Origin of the sequence: Thermotoga maritima MSB8 (assembly GCF_000008545.1) — a bacterium.
GTDB lineage: Bacteria > Thermotogota > Thermotogae > Thermotogales > Thermotogaceae > Thermotoga > Thermotoga maritima.
Genome location: NC_000853.1, coordinates 1,244,965 through 1,263,558 on the forward strand (window position 1 = coordinate 1,244,965; position 18,594 = coordinate 1,263,558).

Annotated in this window: 14 protein-coding genes; all 14 read right to left on the minus strand. The window is 47.5% G+C overall.

All coding sequences use genetic code 11. The features are described 5' to 3' along the window. Positions 1-3: 3 nt before the first annotated feature. The gene (locus TM_RS06215) at positions 4-993 is read right to left on the minus strand and encodes an ABC transporter permease (RefSeq protein WP_004080068.1); all 990 of its coding nucleotides are present in this window, start codon (positions 991-993) and stop codon (positions 4-6) included. Positions 994-1,048: 55 nt separating this feature from the next. After that, the gene (locus TM_RS06220; protein ID WP_004080066.1) at positions 1,049-2,722 is read right to left on the minus strand and encodes an ABC transporter substrate-binding protein; all 1,674 of its coding nucleotides are present in this window, start codon (positions 2,720-2,722) and stop codon (positions 1,049-1,051) included. A gap of 131 nt (positions 2,723-2,853) precedes the next feature. Next, positions 2,854-3,960: an ROK family transcriptional regulator gene (locus TM_RS06225; protein WP_004080064.1), complete on the minus strand. Its 1,107-nt coding sequence runs from the start codon at positions 3,958-3,960 to the stop codon at positions 2,854-2,856. A gap of 13 nt (positions 3,961-3,973) precedes the next feature. Then, on the minus strand, positions 3,974-4,954 hold the full coding sequence (locus TM_RS06230) for a glycoside hydrolase family 130 protein (RefSeq protein WP_004080062.1): 981 nt from the start codon (positions 4,952-4,954) through the stop codon (positions 3,974-3,976). 52 nt (positions 4,955-5,006) lie between these two features. Next, the gene (locus TM_RS06235) at positions 5,007-6,689 is read right to left on the minus strand and encodes an ABC transporter substrate-binding protein (protein WP_004080060.1); all 1,683 of its coding nucleotides are present in this window, start codon (positions 6,687-6,689) and stop codon (positions 5,007-5,009) included. Positions 6,690-6,691: 2 nt separating this feature from the next. Then, positions 6,692-8,701 carry a glycoside hydrolase 5 family protein gene (locus tag TM_RS06240; RefSeq protein WP_004080058.1) on the minus strand — a complete coding sequence of 670 codons (2,010 nt, stop codon included), beginning with the start codon at positions 8,699-8,701 and terminating at the stop codon, positions 6,692-6,694. Positions 8,702-8,859: 158 nt separating this feature from the next. After that, positions 8,860-9,660, minus strand: a complete 801-nt coding sequence (locus TM_RS06245; protein WP_004080056.1) for a MurR/RpiR family transcriptional regulator — start codon at positions 9,658-9,660, stop codon at positions 8,860-8,862. Next, entirely contained in the window at positions 9,644-10,786 is a 1,143-nt protein-coding gene (locus TM_RS06250; protein WP_004080054.1) for a glycosyltransferase, read from the minus strand. The genes TM_RS06245 and TM_RS06250 overlap by 17 nt, the downstream gene beginning before the upstream one ends. Continuing rightward, entirely contained in the window at positions 10,783-12,066 is a 1,284-nt protein-coding gene (gene mggS, locus TM_RS06255; RefSeq protein ID WP_004080052.1) for a mannosylglucosylglycerate synthase, read from the minus strand. The genes TM_RS06250 and mggS overlap by 4 nt, the downstream gene beginning before the upstream one ends. Continuing rightward, a complete protein-coding gene (locus tag TM_RS06260) occupies positions 12,063-14,561 on the minus strand; it encodes an alpha-mannosidase (RefSeq protein ID WP_004080050.1) in 2,499 nt (832 codons plus the stop codon). The genes mggS and TM_RS06260 overlap by 4 nt, the downstream gene beginning before the upstream one ends. After that, positions 14,558-15,625 (minus strand): ABC transporter ATP-binding protein, encoded by a 1,068-nt coding sequence (locus TM_RS06265; RefSeq protein WP_004080048.1) that lies wholly within the window; start codon positions 15,623-15,625, stop codon positions 14,558-14,560. The genes TM_RS06260 and TM_RS06265 overlap by 4 nt, the downstream gene beginning before the upstream one ends. Before the next feature lie 13 nt (positions 15,626-15,638). Next, entirely contained in the window at positions 15,639-16,436 is a 798-nt protein-coding gene (locus tag TM_RS06270; protein ID WP_010865285.1) for a carbohydrate ABC transporter permease, read from the minus strand. Then, positions 16,433-17,278 (minus strand): carbohydrate ABC transporter permease, encoded by an 846-nt coding sequence (locus TM_RS06275; protein ID WP_004080044.1) that lies wholly within the window; start codon positions 17,276-17,278, stop codon positions 16,433-16,435. Before TM_RS06275 ends, TM_RS06270 begins: the two co-directional genes overlap by 4 nt. Before the next feature lie 42 nt (positions 17,279-17,320). Continuing rightward, entirely contained in the window at positions 17,321-18,583 is a 1,263-nt protein-coding gene (locus TM_RS06280) for an ABC transporter substrate-binding protein (RefSeq protein WP_004080042.1), read from the minus strand. Positions 18,584-18,594: the final 11 nt, after the last annotated feature.

The window sequence follows — 18,594 nt, forward strand, 5'->3', positions numbered from 1 at the left end:
CTATCAAACCTCTCCCGAATAGGATTTTCTGATTCTGGGATCTATGATAACGTAGAAGATATCAACGAGGAAATTGGCAAGAAGCACTCCAAGGATGATGAACAAAAAGCACCCCTGAATCAGGAAATAATCCTGGTTCAAAATTCCCTGCATGAGGATGTATCCTATACCGGGGTAGGAGAAGACGATTTCCGTTGTGAGAGCACCTGCAACCACCGTTCCGAGCTGGATGGCAAGACCGGTGATCTGCGGGAGGATGGCGTTTCTGTAAGCGTATTTCCTTATGAGTCTCTGAGACGATCCGAGCGCCTCGAGATATCTGGAATAGTTCGCTTCCAGTTCGTAGATGATCATGTTCCTCATACCTATTGCCCAGCCCCCGAGCATCACAAGGAACAGAGAACCAAATGGAAGTACCCAGTGGTGCAGAAAATCGAGTATGAAATCCCAGGAGAATGAAGGTGTTATTCCAAAGCTGTAAGCACCTGCGAGGGGAAACAGAGGTATAACCACACCGAATATCCAGGCAAGAAGAATACCAAACCAGAAGTAGGGAGATGCTGTCAGAGTGTAAAAAACAGGCAGTGCAAAGTTATCGAGTCTCTTTTTCCTTGCAACGAAAGCTCCAAATCTGTTTCCTATCGCAAAACTCAGAAGAACGGCTGGAAGAAGCACTATCAGCGAGTAAGGCAAGGCACGAGCTATCACTTTTGCAACTGGTTGAGGATACATGTAGATGCTTATACCAAGGTCACCTCTGAAAAGCGCTTTCCAGAAATTGATGTACTGCTCCCAGAGGGGTTTGTCGAGACCAAAAGCCTGAGTGAAGTAGCTTTGAAGAACCTTGACAGATTCTGGAAGTCCGGCGAACCTTGAGATCAGAAAATTTATAGGGTTTCCTGGCATAAATCGAGGAATAGCCCAGTCAATTGTGACGGCAAAAAAGAAGGTCAGAATGTAGATCAGGATCTTCTTTGTAAGATACTTTCTCAAGACTCCTACCTCCTTCTTTTTTTAAAACCCCGCCCCGAGGGGCGGGGTCATCATTTTACTTTGCTTCAATACCAAAGAGCGTCTTGATTCCTGTGAGCTGCCACCAGCCGTTCCAGCCTATCGGGACAGCGTACGGATTCTTCTCCGTTGGCCAGTTGGTCCACACAGCTTCAGAAGCCTGGAACCATGCACCGTTGTACCACAGAGGAATGAACGGCAGATCCTTGAGCAGTATCTCTGACAGCTTGGCTACTACTTCTTTAATTTTAGCATCATCATTGCTTCTGTTGAGTTCGTCGAGAAGAGTCTCAACTTCAGGATTGGCGTACTTTCCAAAGTTTCCGGAGTAGGAGTACTCGGATTCTACTGCATCCGGATAGAACACACCGTTGAAATAGGACCAGATGGTAGCGGAAACACCGGTTGTAAAGTTGTTGAGTATGAGATCGAACTTTCCACCGTAGAGGTCGTCTGCGTATTTGGAGTAGTCGGGGTATTTAGGTTCGACGTTGATTCCGACTTTCACGAGATCTTCTGCAATGGACTGGATAGAAACCATCCAGTCGGTCCATCCGTACGGACACTCAATCGTGAGCTTGAACGGCTTTCCGTTCGGATCTTCTCTGAATCCATCCTTGTTCACATCTTTGAATCCAAGCTCGTCGAGGATCTTCTTTGCCATCTCCGGATCGTACTTGAATCCGTACTTATCGACGACTTCTTTCGGATAGTACTTCATGTAACCGGGAAGCGGCAGGATTCCAGCGGGATTGGCAGCCGTCACCATGTTCTCGTAAGCTCTGGTAACGATCTTCTCGGGATTGATAGCGTAAGCCATTGCTCTTCTGAACTCAGGTATGCTGAGAGGATACTTATTCACGTTGATGTAGATTCCTGCGGTGTTGGCCGGGAGCATGTAAGGAGCGTTTTCATACCAGGTGACGATTCCGTATGCTTTCTTCAAAACCGGAACACCCGGCAGGAAGAAGTTGCTCCAGTCGAGTTCTCCTTTCATGAGCATTCCTACTGCGACATTGTTGCTGAGCACTCTCAGTTCCACGATCCTTTCAGGTTTGGGATCGTAACCGAGTTCTCTGATGCCCCACCAGTTCCCGTTCTTCTTGAATACACATCTGTCGTCTGCCCAGCTTTCAACGTAGTACGGACCGGATCCAACTGGATTTTCATTGGCCGCCTGAAGAACTTCTTCCTCTGTTTTGTTTTCCCAGATGTGTTTTGGTACGATCGGTGTGTTGATGAGCATCTGTTTCCATTCCTGGTACCTCGGGTCGGAGAAGACGAACTTCAGCGTTCGTTCATCGACCCTTTCGATCCTGCCGAGCCAGTTCCACACAGGACTGTAGCTGATACCAGTGTACTTCTTGGCGATTTCAAAGGTGAAAACCACGTCGTCTGCCGTGAGAGGAACTCCGTCCTGCCATCTGAGACCCTTTCTGAGCGTGAGTACGTATTCGTTGTTGCTGACCCATTCTCCTTTTTCTGCAAGCCACGGCTCGAACTTGTCGTTCAGAGGATCGTAGAGGAACAGAGGTTCATAGACAAGACCGATGGTTCCCGCAACCGCGTTCCATGGTGTGAACGGGTTCCAGTTGGATGGAGGAGACCACAGCGCTCCACCCCAGTAGAGCGTTTTGTTTCTCTCAAAAGTCTGTCCGAAAACCGAAACCAGTGCCAGGACCAGAACGAGAACGACTAAAAACCTTTTCATAAGAACACCCCCTTAAAAGAGTATGAGATCGCTATCTCCACGTGTAAATGTACAGTGAAAATGTTTACATTCCAAATCCAGTCTCCCGGGATTATCAAGATTTATTTCTGATTATTTGCAACAACTTTTCTTTAACTCGTTGTTACTCTCTCGAGATAATTTTCCAGTGCGTGTACGGCTGCTCCAAAGGCGATCACCGGTTCCTGCACTTTCGAAAAACTCATGTCCACACTGTGTTTGTAAAGAAGGTGTGTTTCCACTTCGATTTTGATCTTTTTCAGAAAATTCTCACCAAGTTCTTTGAAAAACCCTCCTATGACGATCTTCGATATCCCAAAAAGATGTATCAAATTCAAAAGACCTATACTGAAATACCTCGCTATGTCATCAAAGTACTCTTTCACGCGAACATCACCAGAATCTCTTGCTTCAGCCAGAGAGCTGAATCCCATAGAAAGAACGTGTTTCAGAACAACATTTTCGTTGCACACATCTTCCAGGAAGACGTACTCGTTTCCATTGAAAACCCTGGTGTATCCGATCTCTCCTGCGTATCCGTTTTCTCCCCGGTAGAGTTCTCCATCGATGATGATGCCAGCTCCTATTCCCTTTCCTGTCAGGATCCAGGCGAAAGAGTCATCCCGCTTTGTATACCACTTTTCTCCCACGGCTCCCATGTCCGCGTCGTTCTCCACCCAGACCTCGATGCCGTACTTCTCTTTCAAAAGGTTCGCCAGAGGAATCTGTGAAAGTGGAAAGTTTCTCGGATCTATGATGATGCCTCTTTCAGTATCTATCGGTCCAGGAGCTGCCACTGTCAACGCTGAAAGTTTACTGCCGAGTTTTTCCATCATATCTTTTGCGCGGTCTATAATTCTGTACATGACATTCAACGTTTCCTCTCTATCGCTCTGAGATGGAAGAGGATGTGCTTCGTGTGCGAGAATGTTCATACTGGCATCTATGAGACAGGCAGCTATTTCGTCCCTCGTCACCTCTATACCGAGAACATAAGCACAATTCGGTGAGATTTTCAAAGATTTTGTGGGTCTTCCCACCCCCTTCGGAGAATCTTTCTCTTCAACGACGATCCCCTTCTCCAGGAATATCTTTGCGATCTCACCAACTGTGGTCTTGGTGAGACCGAGTTCCTCCGCGAGTTCTACACGCGACACGGGTGATTTCATTATTCGTTTCAGAATCCTCGATATGTTTTCTGCTCTCACCGATTTCGGCAAGTTCTCACTTCCTTCACATAGAATTTCTTTTCACAAAATCCACGATCTCGTCGATGTATCCAAATGCAAGGGCCACGTGGGTGTCTGCCGCACCGTAGTATATTGCAACTCTTCCTGTGTCGGCGTCGCAGAGCGCGGCACACGGAAAGACAACGTTTGGAACGAAGCCCACCGTTTCGTACTCTTCTTCCGGCGTCAGAAGATAGTACCTCGACCTGTAGAGAACCTTGCTGGGATCGTCGAGATCGAGGAGAGCTGCTCCAAAACTGTACACGTAGCCGTTGCAGGTGAGTGTCACACCGTGGTATATGAGCAGCCATCCTTCGCTGGTTTCTATTGGATACGGTCCCGCTCCTATTTTGAGGTTCTCCCACCAGTTGTAACTGCTTCTTCCCAAGACGAACCTGTGGTTACCCCAGTGTATCATATCGGGGCTTTCACTGAGAAATATGTCTCCAAACGGGGTGTGACCGTTGTCGCTCGGTCTGTTGAGCATCACATATTTCCCATTTATCTTCCTTGGGAAGAGAACTCCGTTTCTGTTGAATGGAACGTAAGCGTTCGGAAGTCGAACGAACGTTTTGAAATCCTTGGTCATGCCCACTCCAATCGTGGGGCCGTGGTCGTCTGTACAGAAGGTTATGTAGTAAGTATCCTCTATCTTCACTACCCTTGGATCGTAAGCGTAACTCGGCTGGAACGGTTCTCCATTCACATCCACCCACTGTATCTCTTCTGGCTCTATTTCCCAGTTTATTCCGTCTTTACTCCTTCCGAAGTGAAGGAAGGGCCTTGTGTTCTTGTGATCGATCCTGAACACCCCCACAAACTCTCCGTTGTACGGTACAACTGCGGAGTTGAAGACTCTTGCTCCCTTTGGAACCGGGTTTCTTCCAATTATCGGGTTTTTGCTGTATCTCCACACAGGACCAGTGTAGCCTTCCGGCCTTTCTTCCCAGGGAATGTTTGGAATTTTCTCCGTAAACACTTTCATCCATGCTTCCCTCCTTAGATTTAGAGCCCCACCCAAGAGGGTGGGGGAAAATTTATTTTGCCGGTTTGAGATTAAATAGAATTTTCAAGGCACCAGTTTGCCACCAGTTGGCCCAACCACATGGCCAGGCATATGGATTATGTTCGTTGGGCCAGTTAGTCCACACGTTATCTTGTGTTATAAACGCCATCGCTCCATACCAGAGAGGGATGAAAGGTAGATCTTTTAAAAGGATCTCTCCAAGTTTTCCACAGAGTTCGGTGACTTTCTCAACATTGTCAAGTGGTGTCCTGTTGAGTTCTTCAAGTAAACTTTCCACCTCGGGATTCTGGTATCTTCCATAATTTCCTGTGTAAGAGAATTCAGATTCTAAAGCATCAGGATAGAAAATAGTATTGAAATATGTCCAGGGAGTGCTGCTTATACCTGTTCCATTGGCATTCATTTCTATATCGAATTCTCCTTTGTACATGTTTTCATAGTATTTGGAAGAATCCGGGAAGTATGGTTCAGCGTTTATTCCAACCACCTTGAGTTGATCTACTATCACCTGAATTGCCTGCATCCAGTCGGTCCATCCATACGGACACTCGATGGTGAGCTTAATGGGTTTTCCATCTGGGGTTTCTCTGAAACCATCTCCATTTACATCCCTGAATCCAAGCTTATCAAGAATACTTTTCGCCTCTTCAGGATCGTATTTGAAACCATGCTTTTCTACAACTTCTTTTGGATAGTACTTCATCCAAACAGAATTCGGAAGAAAACCAAGGGGATCTGCTTTTAAGACGGCTCCTTCATAGACTCTTTGAACTATTGGATCTGCATTTATCGACATAGCAATTGCTCTTCTGAACTCGGGAAGGCTAAGAGGATATTTTCGTGCATTGAGGAAAAGACCAACAACCGTTGATGAGAGGTGATACGGTGGTTCGTCGTACCATGTATTGAGATTATAAACTTTTTTCAAAATGGGAACACCTGGGAGCATGAAATTACTGAAGTCCAGTTCTCCTTTCATCAACATGCCGAGCGCCACGTTGTTACTGAGGACTCTCACTATAACAACGTATTTCGGAGCAGGTTTCACACCCATAACTTTTGTTCCCCACCAATTCTCAAAACGCTCGAAAATCATTTTATTCTGGTCCCACGAGTGAGCAACATATGGGCCTGATCCCAATGGATACTCATTTGATGATTGAAGTATAGTGGTTTCATCTTTTTCTTCCCAAATATGTTTTGGAACAATTGGAAGTGTATAGAGGAGTTCATTCCATTCATGATATCGAGGATCTTTGAACACAAAAATGACGGTTCTGTTGTCGGGTGTTTCAATATGATCAAGCCATTCCCAAACACTACTGTAATGTATTCCCTTGTACTTCTTAGCTATTTCGAAAGTAAATCGAACGTCTTCTGATGTCAATGGAACATTATCATGCCAGTATATACCCTCTCTCAATACAACCCTGTAAGTCTTACTGTCTAACCATTCACCTTTTTCTGCAAGCCATGGATCAAAATTTCCAGTGAGTGGATCGTAAAAGAACATTGTTTCATAGACAAGTCCAGTTGTTCCTGGTACCGCATTCCACGGAGTGAACGGATTCCAATTAGAAGGAGGAGACCACAGAGAACCTCCATAGTACATAGTTTCGTTTCGTTCTAAAACTTGGGAGAACAGACTTGAGAAAAGAAAAACAACCACGAATACCAGTAAAAATCTTTTCATATTCACATACCTCCTGTTCTTTTATAAAGTCTCACATTATCGATGAAAATCGGTCCATCGTACCTCAGATGATCACCGACAACTCCTATGTGAAGTTCTTTCACCCCCGCTGTTCTGTCGAACTCAATTCTTACATGGAATCTTCTGTACTCTTTTCCGCCGAAAGTGATGATCTCCGCACTTTCCACGTTCGCGTTGTTCATGTCGAGGCCTATCTTCACCCAGCCGGGGTTCAGAACCGCGTACGGCCTCAACCTTCCCTTGAGTCCCTCGACGTTTGGAATGTAGATGTCGTACTCGAGGATCTCACATTCTGAGAGTCTTTCGAACTTCCTTGCTACTCTCACTTCTTCCCAGTCGCTCTTTCCGGGCAGTTTCACGTTCAGCTGCAGTGCTCCATTTCCCACCTCACCGTTCCATTCAATGTCAGGTGACCCGAACTCTGCCTGCCAGGTTCCGCTGTTCCACCAGTTTTTCACCTCTTCTGGAGAGGAAAAATCAACTTCCTCTGCGAGCACGTACCGTGCTTCGTTCACCACTTTCGCTTTGATAGAGTCTTTCACCGTTTTTCCCTGAAAGTGGCCTTCAAGGAACATTTCATGTTCTCCATCCGGGATCCGGGTTGTGTCGAGATCAAAGCCGTAAATTCCGTATCCGAGATGCTCTATCTCATTTTCAAAAACCAGATCTTCGACTTTGACAGACAACTTTTCAAACGTGTTGCTGTAGTCGAAAACACCAGCCCTCACTTCCACGGTCTTTTTGATCTCCATGCCGTCTTTTGGAAGGATGAAAGAGCAGGTGTCTTCTCTTATGTCTTCACCTGTGTTGAACAGCTTCGCGTATTCTCTTATCAGTTCCGCTTCTGGACTGTCGTCGTTCACTATTCTGAAACCGTCGTAGTCCGGATAGTACCCTCTCTCGTCTCTGTCCGAACCTTCCCCGATTCCCGCGAGCATCCAGAACATCGCTCCATCTCCACCGAGATCGTAGACCAGATCGTTCCAGAGTCTGTAGATGGCCGTTCTGTTAACTGGCGCACTCTTTGGAATTCCATATTCTTCCAGAACAACGGGTTTTCCGATCTCTTTTGCGATCTTTATGTGGTCTTCTATCCACTTCGCTCCCCACTGGGCATAGTTCTCTGGACTGACACCCCAGTGGGACGGATAGAGGTGGAACGTGCCGAAGTCCACCGTCTCTATCGAAAGGAGCTTCTTCCAGTCAACACCGGACCAGCCGTTGTAGGCCCACTCGGCTTCTCCACCGTAAGGTTTGAATCCTTCGTAGTTGCTGAAGAATCCTTCGTCCCCCACAGCCACGAGGTGGTTGGGATCCAGACTCTTTATGTAGGAGCTCATCTCCTTCACCCACTCAACGAGCGTGTTCCCCGATTTGTCCGTCTCACAGCGCGGTTCGTTTGCAAGCTCCCAGGCCATGATGGTGGGCTCTTCCCTGTAAGGAACTCCCGTGTAGGTATTGACATGGTTTACGAGAAAGGAGACGTACTTTTTGTACTCTTCTTTGATCTTCTCATCTCTGTAGAAATCGTCGTGATGGGTTCCTCCAAACCACCTCACGTACTGGTTCATTCCACCGAAGTCGTCCCAGTTGTTCACAAGAACAATGACAAGTTTTATACCGAGTTCTTTCGCTTTCGCAACTGTGTAGTCGAGTCTTTCGAAACCGCTCTGGGCGTTCGATATTCCTTCTGGCACCCCGAAAACACCGGGCTCAGGATGCATGTAGGTGTTCTTGTCTCTGCAGTAACTCTCCCCGTCGAGGAAACCCCAGATTCTGAGGACCTTTATACCCATGTCTCTGGCACTCTCCAGAACACTGTCTATCATTCTGTTGCTCTTGTAGTGCATGTAGTAGTTGTTGCTTCCAATGAATCTGAATTCTTTTCCGTTCAGAGCGAATTTTCCGTTTTCCACTTTCACGAACTCGTCACTTGCAAAGAGAACGAAAGAGAGCTCAACGATCAATAAAATGAACATAAATCTACGCATACCGATACCTCCCGTTAATTAGTAAACTTTACTTATTTATCAGGGTCATCGAGAAAAAATGTACCATTCGGACTTCTGCAAAGTCAAGTCCTATTTTTCGTGATTTTCGAGTTTTATTTGTGAAAGTGAGCAATTATTTCCGATTAGAATCTAAAATCTCAAAATCTCTTCGGTTTGAACACTCCTTCCAGGTTTTCGAAGTGTTTCTTCCTCTCCCGGTATATTCTTTGGAACGTTTCCTTGAAGAGCACATCCACAACGGCGATCTCTCCGATGTTCTCCCTGAGGAATTCGTAGGTGTCGTACTTCACGGGCGGGCTTTGAAGCACCAGATGAACCACCTTGGCGAGTTCTGACTGTCTGTTCGTTGTGATTGCGATCGTCTTCGCTCCCATGTCTTTTGCCACCTGGGTGGATTTCACCGTGTCTCTGATGTTTCCCGTGTGACTGATCGAGATCACCAGGTCTTCACCGGTCAGATTCACGGCCTCTATCACCTGAACGTGCGGGTCGTTGGAAAAGAACGTGTGGAAGCCAAGAAGAGAGAACTTCAGGCTCGCGTACTCAGAAACCACTCCCGAGAGTCCCACACCGAAGAAAAGAATGCGGTGGGCGGAGAGTATCCACTCCACCGCCTTTTCCACGTTCTTCATATCGAGGGTGTCCTTGAGCCTTCTGAGGATGTCTATCTCCTCGTCTATGAAATCTCTTCTTTCTATGGTTTCTTCGAGCCCGCTGAGTTCTCTTGCAAGTGCGATCTTGAAGGCCTGGTAACCTTCGAAATCGAGCTTTTTGATCATCCTGTGAATCGTGGTTTCGCTCACACCCACGATCTTTGCGAACTCTGTGATCGAGTAGTGGATGACATCGTCCGGCCTTTCGAGCACGTAATCCGCGACTTTGCGCTCTGCAGGACTGAACTGTGTGTAGACGTTCAGAATTTTATCTCTTATCTTCAACTTTCCATTCCTCCCTGAGCGAGTGTTTCTTCTCCAGAAACACATCGAGCTGTTCGTACACGTACCTTTCTGCCTCTTCATCCGATAGAGATTTTACCTCTTCCGCAAAGCGTGCGGTTCTCGCGAAGTAGAACGGCAGAAGATTTTCCACCACTTTTTTGTCCCTTGTTTTCCTGTACTGAACAGCGCTCCTGTAGAGGGTGTCGACCCAGGAAGAGAGGCTCAGTGTACCGCTCTCTTTCACTTCCGACAGGATACCGCGATCTATGTATTCCACTTCTTCAAGGGTTTCTCTTGCGAGTTTTTTGAGGTTTCCAATGTCTATACTCATAGAAGGAACTTCCTCTTGAGGAGTTTCACCATAGATGGGAACGTCTTCTATTTTCCATATTTCTTTCCAGACGTTTTCGTAGGTGATCACAAGTTCAAAAAGCGTTCCCACGACCTGAAGGAACATTCCTTTAAGGTGTTTTCCCGGGTCCTTCACGTCGTGCACCTTGGTTCCAAGAGCTGCCTGAACAACCCTTCCAGATTCGTTTATGGCGGTTGTGGTCATCCATATGTCGATCCCGAATCTTGCAACGTCCGTGTTCCAGATCTCTTTTGGCTTTCCCAGGTAAATCTCGAGGAGCTTTCTTCCCACACCGAAATCCCCACCAATGGGCTGGCGCACCTTTTTACCGTAGAGAACAGCCGTCATAGGAAAACACACGTTGTTCGTGATCGTGCCGTCGAACCTGTGCCTCAGGTAGAAGGGAGTGACGTAATCTGCCTCCCCTTTCAAAACAGGTCCTGCGAGTCTTTCCACCCACCAGGGTTTGACACTCCGAAGATCCGCGTCGAGAAAGACGACCGCCTCCGCATCCTGCTTCAGGGCAAACTCCATGATCGCTCTCATCGCGCTTCCCTTTCCGGGAAGGCCTTCATAAACGAAGCTCTCTTTGGGAAGACCGAAAGTATCGGTCTCCATGAAGCGCTCTCTTGTCCCATCTGCCGATCCTCCATCGGAGTTCACGATCATACCATCACCATCGAAGAAATCTACAATTCCCTGCGCCGCTGTTCTCGCAACGTGAGAAATCGTTTCGGCGTTGTTGTAACTCGGTATCCCCACAACCACTTTCATGGTAATACCTCCCTGCTCAGTATGTCTTCTAGTCTCTCTAAACTGAAGTGCCTCTTTCCCACTTCGAAGTTGTGTTCGACAGTCTCCCTGTAAAGAGACGGATCGAAGAGGAGACGAGAAATTTCCTCGACGGCCTTTTTCAAAATCCTCTCGTCCACCTTTACAAGGCCGTTCTCTCTGAAGCATCGATCTCCAAGACTGACGTATTTCAGGCCGGCTGGTTTTATATCTGATTTGAAGACTTCGTACTCGAAAAGCACCACGGGCTTTTTGGCTGCGATCGCTTCCAGAAGCTGATTCCCCCATCCCTCGAGTATCGATGGATACGTGACAAAATCGGCGGCGTTGTAGAGCTTCCAGAACAAAGAGGTGTTTTTTCTCACTTCCTCGCTCAGGACAAGAAGCGATACTCCTTTTGAAGAAGCGTATTCTTTGAGTTCTTTCAGATACTCTTCGTCTTCGCAGATACCGGAAAAGAGAAGGATCACTTCTCCGCTGTATCTCTCTCCGTTGTAGAGATCAGCTTCTTTTTTCGATGTCAGTGTTTCCTTCAGAAGTGACACCACATCTATCGAAAGTTCGATCGTTTTTCTTCTATCGATTCTGGTTGCCTGGAGGGCCACAATCGTGCCAGGCGCTATCTGAAGTTCTTCTCTCACCCTGTGGTACATCTCTTCAGAAGTGATGGGAGAGCTGAAATCCATGACGTTTGGCACCACGACAGAATCGATGTTTCTGCGTCTTTTAAGCTCCCTTTGAGCGATCGTGTTTATGACAACGTGTTTCACGTTTGGAAGATCTGGAGGGAAGTGTTTATCAAGGATCTCCCTGAATCTTCTGTTTTCCGGAATCAGATGTTTCCTCTCCCACCAAAAATCGTGGTGATGCGCGACGAAGTTCTTTTCCAATCTCGAAAGGGCAAGGCCCAGGGACGGAAAGAGTCCAAGGGACCAGATGTTGTTGGGAACGATGAGATCGTAATCTTTCAAGGCTTCGTTCAGGATGTGGAAGAGCTCTTCCTCTTTTTCTTTCAAGAAATCGAGAAACTCTTTTTCACTGAGGAAATCTTTTATTCCTCCGAAGAAGTTCCTGTTCACCCTTTCAAAATCTGGATTTTCAAAACCGATCTCCTTTAGAGTGAGATCGACTCCCTCTTTCTTGTTTTCGGCAACGATGTGGACTTCGTGGCCCATCTTTGTGAGAACCTTCTTCCACTTTTCCATCTCGAGTGAGACACCATCCATGAGACCTCCCCGGTAGTGAATGAGCGCTATTTTCATTCTCTCTCCTCGCTTTCAAAGAGTTCCACCACGTAGTCGTAGGTTCTTCTCTTCATTCGAAGCTCGTTCAGCTCTCTCGCTGTTTTCTCGACATCTATCAGATACTGAAGGGAAAGTTCTATTTCCTTTTTCGTTCTCAGAAGAGAGAAGAGCCGATGCTTCGATCGAGGATCGTCCTTTCCCTCAAGATTGGTAATTTCATCTTCGAGGCTGGAGAGCGTTTCTTTCAAAAATTCGATCACTTCACCTTCCGGGTTCTTTTCCACGGAAACAACGGGAAACTCCGGGAAATTCAAAATGTTCAGTCTCGAAACAAAGCATTGTTTCTCTGAGAGAGACTCTATCGATTTCTCACCTATCTGAAGCGGTCTCAGACCTTCTATTTCTTCGAGGTACGGATTGTACACCCAGAGGTGATACCGATCCTTCACACCGGCCCAGGGGAGAGAAGAGAAGAAGAAAGTTTTCTCCTTTTCGGTGCCGTCAGCTTCAACATCTAAAAGAAGAGGAGGATTATCGAAGAGAAGGTACCATCTGAAGAACTCTTCGCTACGTGGATGAACCGGCAGTTCCATGAACGCAAGATCCACTGTGAAAACTCCTTCACACTTTGCCCCCGGAACATACATCATGGGTCCCGCGTCACCAACTCTGTTTTTAACCTCTTTTGCTATCCACTCAACGGACCTGCTCAAAGTGACGTGTACTTTTCCTTCTTCCATCCAGTACTCTCTAAGACCTCTTGCGAGAATAGTCTTTGAACTTTCTTCACTCCAGACGGACACAAACCCCTGAAACGGAAATTCCCTCACTTCACCTGTTTCTCTTGCTGCAAGCAAAATCCCCTTCAGTTCCTCAGGAGGTGTTTCAGGAAGAAGGTAGGAGTCTTTTTCTTTCCTTTTCACCACGTCAAAAGGCATCTTCGCGAAGATTTCGCCACTTCCCGTTTCATAAACCATTGAAAGCTTGTAGTTTTTCCCCTTTATCTTCAACGCGATACGCCACTTCACGAGCGGGGTTTCATCGAAGATCACGCGTTCTTTCGTCTCGATCAGGCATTGCGAGGAACGTATCGTTCTTTCCAGTTCCACCACCATCGAGTGTTTCGTCTGCAAAACTGTTCTCATCTTCTCCAGAGAAATCGAAAAATCAGTTTCTTCAACAGAGGTGGTGTAAGCGTCACCATCTTCTTTGAACAGTTTCAAAACACCCGCTTTCCTGTTATTCAGAACAAGTGTGCCGTCTCCTTCAAAATAGGCTCTGTAGTATTCGTTTTCCCAGGTGAGTTCCTTCACTTCTTTCTTCTCGTCGGCAACTTCTGTTTTGAACAGCCCTGCACCGTTTGTTTTCAACAGGAATGTCCTCTCGCCATCGCAGAAGTGATGGTTGTAGGAAAAGGGCGATAGAGAGAGTGCGTAGGTTCCCTTCTCAAGACCTAAACGCTCTACAAGGTGCCTCAGCCTGGATTCAACAGAAGATTTCACAAGGAAATACACGTTTCTGTACGTTCTCTCCATTTTTTCGTGGACGGGGTCAGCACAAACACCGCAGCTGTTGTCGTGCGCGAGAGTTTTCAGGTAATCCCTCCAGAAAAGATCACTTAACTCCTCTCCGTTCAAAACAGAGAGAAGATCGTTCATTTTCAAAAGCTTCTCTACAAGATCACTTTCAAGCTTCAGATAAGCTCTTGTGGAGAGTGTCCCTGGAAAGACGCAGGCGTACCTTCCAGAAAGGAGCTCTCCAGAGAGGGTGGGGGCATTTTCAGGGAATCTCTCGGGAAACTCTTCTGGTGAGACAATCTCAACGTTCAGATAATCTTTGGGATCCTCGGGAGAGAGATCTATATCGTATCCGTCGAGAAGAAGAATTTCTCCAGATCTCGAGAATTTTGCGAGTTTTTCCACCTCGTGTTTCAGTCTCTTCTCCGCGATATCCTGCGTTTCCTTCAAATTGTAGAGGTTCCTGTATCCTCCCACGAGGAAAACACCCTGGACAGCCGTTCCATCGCTTCCTTTCCAGAAAAACTCCTGGGAGATCCCGTCGTTTTCGAAGGAAATTCCCCTCCACAGAAAGACCTTTTCTATTCCAAAGATTCTGTGCAGTTGAGGTTCCTGTGATATGTGACCGAAACTGTCGAGAAGCCATCCGGCGTTCATGCGTCGTCCAAAACGATTCGTGTCTTTTTCTCCTATCTCGAAGTTTTTCAAAATGGAAGCTTCACCCGGAATTCTCCAGTCTATCTGGATATAATACGGACCAACAAGGAGTCTTCCAGATCTCACAAGCTCTCTGAGATCTTCTTCGAGGTCCGGATGGTAAACGAGGAGATCTTCAACCGCAGCTGTTTGGCCATCCAGAACGTACACGAATTCTGGATTCTTCTGAACAAGCTCTTTCACTCTGAAAAAAACTTCTTTCAGCCATTTAGAGGTCACTTCAGAAGAGGTGAACCACTCTCTGTCCCAGTGGTTGTGAACAACCACCTTCACTTTCATGAGATTCTCTCTCCCGTCTCAGGGTGAAAGAGATGGATCTTTTCAACGTCCAGGAAAAACGTGATCTTCTCACCGCTTCTGAAATCCACATCCCCTGGAATTTTTGCGACGATCTTCTCACTTCCAACGTTGAGATGGAGAATCGTATCCGACATGAGTTTCTCGGCGAAATAAACCTCTCCTTCCAGCTTCAAAGTGTTCGGCTTTTCCTCCAGATAGACGTTCTCCGGTCGAATACCAAGGATCACCTTTTTTGCACCTGGATCGGTCTTCGCGGGAATCTTTATCTCACCGTTTTGGAGGACAACGCTATTTCCTTCCGATCTCACTTCCATCTCTAAGAAGTTCATCTGCGGTGATCCCACAAAACCAGCGACGAAGATGTTCACCGGATGGTGATAGATCTCAGAGGGCGTTCCAACCTGCTGAAGCTTTCCCTGGTTCATCACCGCGATTCTGTCTCCCATCGTCATGGCCTCTGTCTGGTCATGAGTCACATAGATGGTGGTGACTCCAATTCTTTCCTGAAGCTTTTTCAGCTCGCTTCTCATCTTCACCCTCAAAAGTGCGTCCAGATTGGAAAGAGGCTCGTCCATCAGGAGTACTTCGGGTTCGTGAACGATCGCTCGGGCAACGGCAACCCTCTGTCTCTGACCTCCGGAGAGCTGTGCGGGGTACCTGTCGAGGAGTTCGGAGATGTGAAGGAGATCCGCTGCCCACTTTACCCTCTTTTCTATCTCCTCTTTCGGGACTTTTTTCAGTTTCAGAGGATACGCGATGTTGTCGTACACCTTCATGTGGGGCCACACCGCGTAGCTCTGGAAGACCATCGAAATGTTCCTGTCCTTTGGAGGAAGGTTCGTCACGTCGCGATCGTTGAAAAAGATCTTTCCCCCGGTCACCTGTTCGAGACCCGCTATACACCTCAGAAGGGTCGTCTTTCCACAACCAGATGGACCGAGAAGAACGAGGAACTCCCCTTCGTTCACGACAAGGTCGATTCCATCGAGAGCCCTCACATTCCCGAAATATTTCTTCACTCCGTCTATTTTCACCTGCGCCAAGATCGATCACCTCTCATTTCAGGGTGATACCCCACATGCTTACAAGATATTTCCTTATGAAGAATATGAAGACCATCGCAGGAACGGCCATGATCGTTCCCGCAGCGAACTTGAAGTAGTCCGGTGATGCCATGGCGGTGTTCAGAATGTGTGCTGGAAGTGTTCTGTTCGTGAGTGTGAGGATCGAAGAAGCGAAGACTTCGTTCCAGGACATGATGAAGGCGAATATGGCAGATGCGGCGAGGCCAGGAAGAGCAAGAGGCAGCGTGATCCTTATAAACGCCTGGAATCTGCTGAGACCGAAAACCATCCCCGCTTCTTCGTATTCGACAGAGATTCCGGAGAAAACACTGGATGTGATGAGAACGACGAACGGAAGTATCATGGAAGCGTGAGCCAGTGCCACACCAAGCGTGGTATCCGCGAGGTTAAACCTCATGTAAAGAACCACAAGAGGTACCGCCACCACAATCAACGGAATCGATCTTGTCATAAGCATGGAAAGTCTGATGATGTTTTTTCCCGGAAACACGTACCTTGTGAGGGCGTATCCAGCTGGAAGCCCCAGCAGGAAAGAGATTCCTATCGAGATGAGCGCCACCTGCACACTGACCAGAGTGGCTTTCCCACCCCCGAGGGTGACGAACAGCTTGTAGAGATGTTCCAGTGTGAGACTACTCGGAAAGATCCTGCTGGGATTGTAGTAATCCGAGGACGGTGTTAGAGACGCAAGAACAATGAAGAACACCGGCGTCAGAAACCACAGGGAAATGATCACCGAAAGAAAAATTATGAAAAACTTCTTCATCATCGAGCCCCCTCTAAATGTTTTGCACTGAGGAAGGTGATGTAAAACCAGCTAACCACGATGGTGACAAGAGCGATCACGAGAGCGTACGCACTGGCCATCTTTGGGTCGTTCATGAAGGTGTACCAGTAGTAGGTCTCACCAGCGAGAACGGGAATGTCTCTTCCCGCAAGAAGCCACACCACACCGAATATCTGAAACGCGAAGAGAGTCCTCAGAAGGAGCGCCGACATGATCGATGGTTTCAAGAGCGGGAGTATGATCTTTGTGAATTTCTTCCATCTTGAAAAACCGAAGAGATCTGCAGCTTCGAGATACTCTTTGTTTATCGACTGAAGACCCGCCAGGAGGATGATGAAAACAAGGGGAGTAGCCCTCCACACCTCCGTGAGAACGATCACCCAGAATTCCCTCGCTTTGAACATGTATCCAAAGAAATAAATGGGTCTTTCTATCAGATGCAAATTCATGAGAATTTTGTTGAGATAGCCGTTCGGCGAAAATATAGTGTAACTCATGAGTGCTGCTGTCACATCACTCAGAGCCAGTGGGATCGCTATAAAGTAAAGTACCGTCGTGTAACCTTTGAACTTCTGATTGACGAAAAGAGCGAGTCCCAGTGCGAATATGAGCTGAAGGGGAACGATCACTGCTGTGAGAAGAATGGTGTTTTTCATGGCGCCCCAGAAACCACCATTCTCCACAAGGCGCTTGAAATTTCCAAGAAAACCTTCATCGCTTGTAAAAGCGAGTCTGAACGTTTCGAAGAGAGGATATCCCATCAACAAAACGAGATAAAGAACAGCTGGAAGGATCAAAAGAAAAGAAATCCATTTCCCTCTCATGGTGCACCCCCGGAAAAGGGGTGGGGATCCCCACCCCGGGTATCAGAAGAGACTTGCGTCGGGTTCTGGAAGTTCCGCTCCGGATTCTTTGAACAGCTGTCTGATTCGCTCACCGAGTTCCTTCACTACCTTCGCTGGGTCTTCACCCTGGAAGACGATCCTCGTGAAGGCCATTCTGTAGGTTTCGGTGAACTCTCCGCTCTTTGGTCCAAGACTCGGTATGAAGGAAACGATAGAATCCTTCGTGGCGGACTGATTTATCACACCTTCTGCGAGCACTTTGAGGGCACCTTCTGGCACGGCACCAACGGCTTCCTGAACCACTGGGAAGAAACCGACGTTCTTGAGGATTTCAACCTGCATCTCTGGAGAAGTGAGGAAGTCTATCACTTTCGCGGGTTCTTCGAAGTCCGCATCCTTCGGTATGGCAAGGCCCACGAGCACTATGATGTACCCTCTACCCATCGGCCCTCTTGGGACCGGTACAACAACGAAATCGTTAGGCTTTTCAACGATCGCGGGTTTGAGTCTTGCAGTGTGATCCCAGGCGATCCAGACTTCTTCTCTCAGGAGAGGATCGGCCATCCCGTCCCAGGTGGAGCTTGCCGGATGTACGTATTTGAAGAGCTCCTTCAGATAGTTCCACATTTCAACGGCCCTCACACTGTCGAACTTCAGAGCCTGCGCTCCCGTGAAGGATGGATAGATGTAGCCGTGGAGGAACCTGTGCCAGAGTCCCTTCGGTCCGATCGGGAAGCCAAGAAGGGGTTGTTTCGTCTTCTCATAGATGTTCTTTGCCCACTCGAGCAGAGCGTCGTAAGTCCACTTCTCCGTCCCCCTGATGACGTCTTCTTTCGAAAGACCGCGCGGCAGGTAGTCAAACGCCTTTTTGTTAACGGCCATCACGTAAGTTGCCTGGAGCCAGGGAATGAACACCTTTTCACCTTTCACATAAGCGAACTTCTCAAGCGTCTCGATGAAGGTTTTTCCTTCGAATTTGAGATCCTTGAGATCACTGAGGAATCCTTCAGAGGCCATTATGTAGAGGTTTCCCTGGAGGTCTGCAATCAGGTTCAGCGTATTTTTACCGGCTCTGATCTCCGCCTGGAGCCTGCTGTAGAGCTGTGGATACTCGAAGTTGAGGAACTCCACATCGATACCGCTCTTCTTCGAAAATTCCGCGAGTTTGTTGAGCATGAACTCCCTTTCAGCAGCGGGTGTCATCTGTGTGGACGCGAAGTTCACCTTTCCGAACATGAGACCCGCAACGATCAGAAGAACCATGAAAAACAACCACTTTCTCACCTTGAACACCC

Bases quoted from the DNA above. Each gene is read 5' to 3' on its own strand.
- TM_RS06220 (WP_004080066.1), bottom strand. From the start codon at position 2,722: ATGAAAAGGTTTTTAGTCGTTCTCGTTCTGGTCCTGGCACTGGTTTCG.
- TM_RS06230 (WP_004080062.1), bottom strand. From the start codon at position 4,954: ATGAAAGTGTTTACGGAGAAAATTCCAAACATTCCCTGGGAAGAAAGG.
- TM_RS06260 (WP_004080050.1), bottom strand. From the start codon at position 14,561: ATGAAAGTGAAGGTGGTTGTTCACAACCACTGGGACAGAGAGTGGTTC.
- TM_RS06240 (WP_004080058.1), bottom strand. From the start codon at position 8,701: ATGCGTAGATTTATGTTCATTTTATTGATCGTTGAGCTCTCTTTCGTT.
- TM_RS06270 (WP_010865285.1), bottom strand. From the start codon at position 16,436: ATGATGAAGAAGTTTTTCATAATTTTTCTTTCGGTGATCATTTCCCTG.
- TM_RS06235 (WP_004080060.1), bottom strand. From the start codon at position 6,689: ATGAAAAGATTTTTACTGGTATTCGTGGTTGTTTTTCTTTTCTCAAGT.
- TM_RS06275 (WP_004080044.1), bottom strand. From the start codon at position 17,278: ATGAGAGGGAAATGGATTTCTTTTCTTTTGATCCTTCCAGCTGTTCTT.
- mggS (WP_004080052.1), bottom strand. From the start codon at position 12,066: ATGAAAATAGCGCTCATTCACTACCGGGGAGGTCTCATGGATGGTGTC.
- TM_RS06250 (WP_004080054.1), bottom strand. From the start codon at position 10,786: ATGAAAGTGGTTGTGGGGATACCGAGTTACAACAACGCCGAAACGATT.